The following is a 3,942-nucleotide window of genomic DNA, read 5'->3' on the forward strand; positions in this document are numbered from 1 at the left end:
CTTATCGCCATGTATGAACATAAGATTTTTGTACAAGGCGTGATTTGGAACATCAACAGTTACGACCAGTGGGGCGTTGAACTCGGCAAGCAGCTCGCCAAGAAGATCCTTCCGGAACTTGCCAAGGCCGACGCCGAACTGAACCACGACAGTTCCACCAACGGGCTCATCAAGTGGTTCAAGGCTCACCAGAAGTAAGCCGGTGCCGCAGGGTAAACCACCCCCGCACCTAAAAATTAAAAAGGCCGCGACAATCAAGTCGCGGTCTTTTAGCATTAGCACAAAAAAATATATATATTATCTGTTATACAAAGGATTTATAAGTCTATATGGAACTTTATCACGGTAGTAACATAGTGGTTTCCGTTCCCGAAATCAGAACTCCGTCTCACCGACTTGATTTCGGCACAGGATTTTACACAACCACGAGTTTTGACCAAGCCAAGCGCTGGTCGATTAGTAAAGCGAAGTTAGAAAAGAAAGGCTCTGCAACGGTTTCTGTTTTCACTGTTCCTGACGATTTTCTTCAAAACAAAAATTTAGATATTCTTGATTTCAAAAAAGCTGATGAGCAATGGCTTGACTTTGTTATCGCGAACAGGACGGACAAAGACTTCATTTATGAGCACGACATCGTGAAAGGAGCAGTCGCAAACGATAGGGTTTTTGCCAGTCTTAACGCTTTTGAATCCGGCTTCATGGACAAGCCCACCTTACTAAAAGAACTTCGCACCTGGGTCTATGTGGACCAAATCCTGTTTCATACAGAAAAGGCTCTTCAAATTCTTAAATTCTCGAGGGCAGAACAGGTATGATTCCCGAAATTACACAAAAAAATGTCCGACTTTTTATTCCGTATAAAGTCGCAAAAATCTGCGACGAATTATGTCGGCAAGACCACTTGACGGCTTCAGAAGCGATTCTTAAATTCTACAAAAGTAAATTAAGCCGCTCACTCGGCCAAGAAGACACAAAACTTTGGCAACTGGGTTGGGTTGCTTTATATGACATGTATAAGGAAGAGATACATGAACACTGAGGACTTGGCATTTTGGCTCTCTTGGTGTATTGAAGAATACGCTTCCAGCAAAGGCAAGCCCGCCTCTGACATCGCTCAGTTTTTTGAAAAAACAGGCGTGCTTCAGTATCTTTCCGAAAATGCAGAAATACTGCACACACAAGGAAAGTCTTTTATATTTGACTGCATCGAGAAATTTTTGCAGAACAATCACTGAATTCTAAAATTCATACCCCAACGCTGCATACCCCTTCTTGCGCTTGGCGAGCATACGCATGAGTACGGGGACATCGACATCTGCGTAGTCATAAACCTGAACTTCGGTTTTGCCCACGGCCATGCGGTGTAATCGACCTACATATTGAGCCAATGTACCCTTCCATGAAATTGGAAATGGCAAGAACAGCGTGTCAAGTTCCGGCAAGTCGAAGCCTTCGCCGATATAACGCCCTGTGGCGAGAATCGCAATGTTCTCGTTTTCCTTAGCCTTATTGATGTCTTCGAAAATTTGTTTCAATTGTTTTTTACCGAAGCCGCCTTTTAGAACAAATAAAGCCGGAATATCATCTTTCATTTTCTCGTAGAACAATTGGATATGCTCCGTACGTTCCGTCAACAGCAAAATTTGCCGACCATTGCGGTAAGTGTTGATTACATCGTCTATAACCATAGCATTGCGGGCTTCATTGTTCCATAATTCTCGGAAAACATCCTGTATCGGTAATTTCGAGTCGTCACTTTGCGGTTTAAAACAGGTTGTTCGTAGAATAACAGAATGCTTGATGCAGCGTTCTTCTGCCTGTTTCTTTGCATTGACTGCGTAACGTACCGGACCAAGATTCATTAGAACAATCGGATGCTGACCGTCTTTTCGGGCAAGTGTTGCCGACAGACCCACTTTGAATTTCGCCCGACTTTCTCGAACAGCTTTTTCGAAAGAGAATGCGGATATGTGGTGGCATTCGTCCACGATGATTTGACCATAGTCGTTTACCCATTCTTCCACGCCGCCTTGCCTGCTGACACTCGTAATAAGGGCAACATCAATCTTCCCAAAGCGCTTTTTCTTTGTGCCACTAATCTGTCCGATTTCTTTTTCGGAATGCCTAAAAATTCCGTAATGCGTTCAACCCATTGTTCCATCAACTGCGCACGATGAACCAGAATAAGAGTATTGACCTTTCTTTGTGCGATTAGCCAAAGTGCGACAACTGTTTTCCCGAATGCCGTTGTTGCCGAAAGGACGCCGAAATCATCCTTAAGCAAGGCCTCCGCAGCAAGCATTTGCTCCGGATAGAGCGTTCCCTGAAATTCCGCATCAATGCTTGTCCCGACATTTCGTTCATCTTGAATTATAGGCTTGATTTTATAATGTGCCAACAGTTCTGTCAATTTGTCTAGGCACCCAATCGGAAGCCCGATATATTTCGCCTGAATATCATAGCAATATAAAATTCGGGGTTTACCCCAAACTGGCAAACGCAACGCCTGTGCTTGATAGAATTCCGGATTCTGGAACGATGCCAGTCGCAAAATGCGGTTTCTCAAAATTGCAGGCAAACCTGTATAGTCGATGAATATTTGGTTGGATAGAACTATATCTATCTTGCTTGGAAGAGGTGCTTCAATTTTTGGAAAAACTGCTTGCTTGGATTGCCGCGGAACGTCTTCATCGCTGGTTTCATTTTCGTAGGCAGGTAAAATCTCATGGTGCAATTGTGCCGATGAAACCTTTTGCTCCACAAAGGCATTCGCATTTTTCTTTATGGCTGAAAGAAAAGCCCACTGGTCTTCGTATGCATTCGATGTCGCCGGATCAATGTAAACGGAATGATTCTTTCGCGAGCCTTCTTTTGTAATGGGAGTGCAATTAGATTGCCCAAGCCACCTTTCGGCATATAATCCTGATTCGGGAAGAACCTATCAAAAGAAGCCAACTTGATTTCAGGGCGGGCGTCCAATGTCTTTGTCAGCAGGAGTGTTCCCAAATCACGAGCCACTTTCGCTTTTATCTTATCTTCAAAGAAAATCCAGACATAGCCTCCATCCCCTGAGCGGGACCGTTCCAGATACGTAAAAATATTTTCCTTTTCACAAGTTGCTATAAACGCTCTCGCATCGTCAAGCCAAGTCTGCTCGTCAAAATCAACAGCAAGGAAGTAGCAACAGTCATCATTCAATAGTGGGTAAATCCCGGCGACAAACGGTCGTGAAAAACTGCTAGATTGCTCAACCCCACACGCAAATGTTTTTCAATGACGGAATCTCCATATGGCACAAATTTGCGATGCGAGCAAAATGCGCATTTTGCCTTCGGCTTTTCACAGACTCCAGCCTTCCATTCGTTTTCGCAAACAGGCTGATAGCCCGATTTCCCGGTTTTTGCGCTTTCGAACCGCCTTGCGAAAACATCCTGTCGCCCTTGAAACAGGTTTTTGAATAACTTGATTTTTTCTTCGACAGGAGAATACTTATCCACCCCTTTCAATTCGGAAATCTCCGCATTCTGCCGAACTGGATTTTTTCGCTCCATCCGTATTTTTTCAAGAAGACCGTCTATCTCTTTCAGGCGATCTAGCAATTGCAAACGCTCTTGCTCCAAAGCCTCTTCAGATATCGGTTTTAACTCCAGTTCGTTCCCTATTCTCTTATTCATCCCTTGGAAGATACAATCATTCCTGATAGGACATACCTAGATTTATCGTAAAAAGGCGTTTTTTGCGGTTTTTCGCACAAAAACAGGCTTTTTTGTAAACTTTTTGTGCTTATTGTCGTTTTTTAAGTTATTTTTAGAGCGTAGAAGAGTTTTGCTCTGTTCTCAAGGTGAAATTATCGCTCCGGCGAATAGCCACAATAAGGTCGGCGACCACCACCAGAAACTGCTTTCCAATTTCTTTGCGCAGCCGGAAGCGCTGATGAACGGA

The 3,942-nt window shown here is 43.8% G+C and carries 7 protein-coding genes and 2 pseudogenes; 5 read left to right on the forward strand and 4 right to left on the reverse strand.

The features are described 5' to 3' along the window. From pgi to B5D40_RS14875, 4 genes and pseudogenes are all read left to right on the forward strand, one after another. Positions 1–198 (forward strand): annotated as a pseudogene (gene pgi, locus B5D40_RS14860) (glucose-6-phosphate isomerase); the annotation flags it as partial. A 131-nt stretch (positions 199–329) separates the two neighbouring features. Then, a complete protein-coding gene (locus B5D40_RS14865) occupies positions 330–815 on the forward strand; it encodes a DUF3990 domain-containing protein (RefSeq protein WP_078777540.1) in 486 nt (161 codons plus the stop codon). Further along, positions 812–1,039, forward strand: coding sequence for a hypothetical protein (locus tag B5D40_RS14870; protein WP_078777541.1), 228 nt, complete (start codon positions 812–814; stop codon positions 1,037–1,039). Before B5D40_RS14865 ends, B5D40_RS14870 begins: the two co-directional genes overlap by 4 nt. Next, on the forward strand, positions 1,029–1,235 hold the full coding sequence (locus B5D40_RS14875) for a DUF3791 domain-containing protein (protein WP_158222196.1): 207 nt from the start codon (positions 1,029–1,031) through the stop codon (positions 1,233–1,235). The genes B5D40_RS14870 and B5D40_RS14875 overlap by 11 nt, the downstream gene beginning before the upstream one ends. Positions 1,236–1,238: 3 nt before the next feature. Here the strand turns inward: B5D40_RS14875 and B5D40_RS14880 are convergent, their stop codons facing one another. The 4 genes from B5D40_RS14880 to B5D40_RS14895 are packed head-to-tail and all read right to left on the reverse strand — an operon-like array spanning position 1,239 to position 3,674. After that, the gene (locus tag B5D40_RS14880; protein WP_078777543.1) at positions 1,239–2,024 is read right to left on the reverse strand and encodes a DEAD/DEAH box helicase; all 786 of its coding nucleotides are present in this window, start codon (positions 2,022–2,024) and stop codon (positions 1,239–1,241) included. Continuing rightward, positions 2,009–2,761: a DEAD/DEAH box helicase family protein gene (locus tag B5D40_RS16365; protein ID WP_078777544.1), complete on the reverse strand. Its 753-nt coding sequence runs from the start codon at positions 2,759–2,761 to the stop codon at positions 2,009–2,011. The genes B5D40_RS14880 and B5D40_RS16365 overlap by 16 nt, the downstream gene beginning before the upstream one ends. Positions 2,762–2,781: 20 nt before the next feature. Continuing rightward, a complete protein-coding gene (locus tag B5D40_RS14890; RefSeq protein ID WP_078777545.1) occupies positions 2,782–3,198 on the reverse strand; it encodes a TOTE conflict system archaeo-eukaryotic primase domain-containing protein in 417 nt (138 codons plus the stop codon). Then, positions 3,195–3,674, reverse strand: a complete 480-nt coding sequence (locus B5D40_RS14895; protein WP_078777546.1) for a TOTE conflict system archaeo-eukaryotic primase domain-containing protein — start codon at positions 3,672–3,674, stop codon at positions 3,195–3,197. The genes B5D40_RS14890 and B5D40_RS14895 overlap by 4 nt, the downstream gene beginning before the upstream one ends. 103 nt (positions 3,675–3,777) lie before the next feature. Here B5D40_RS14895 and B5D40_RS15480 point away from each other — a divergent pair. Next, positions 3,778–3,942 (forward strand): annotated as a pseudogene (locus B5D40_RS15480) (hypothetical protein); the annotation flags it as partial.

Source organism: Fibrobacter intestinalis, assembly GCF_900167415.1.
GTDB classification, from domain to species: domain Bacteria; phylum Fibrobacterota; class Fibrobacteria; order Fibrobacterales; family Fibrobacteraceae; genus Hallerella; species Hallerella intestinalis.

What these genes read in the sequence shown, in the direction of transcription:
- B5D40_RS14895 (WP_078777546.1), bottom strand. Translation starts at nt 3,674, where the DNA reads ATGAATAAGAGAATAGGGAACGAACTGGAGTTAAAACCGATATCTGAA.
- B5D40_RS14865 (WP_078777540.1), top strand. Translation starts at nt 330, where the DNA reads ATGGAACTTTATCACGGTAGTAACATAGTGGTTTCCGTTCCCGAAATC.
- B5D40_RS14875 (WP_158222196.1), top strand. Translation starts at nt 1,029, where the DNA reads ATGAACACTGAGGACTTGGCATTTTGGCTCTCTTGGTGTATTGAAGAA.
- B5D40_RS14870 (WP_078777541.1), top strand. Translation starts at nt 812, where the DNA reads ATGATTCCCGAAATTACACAAAAAAATGTCCGACTTTTTATTCCGTAT.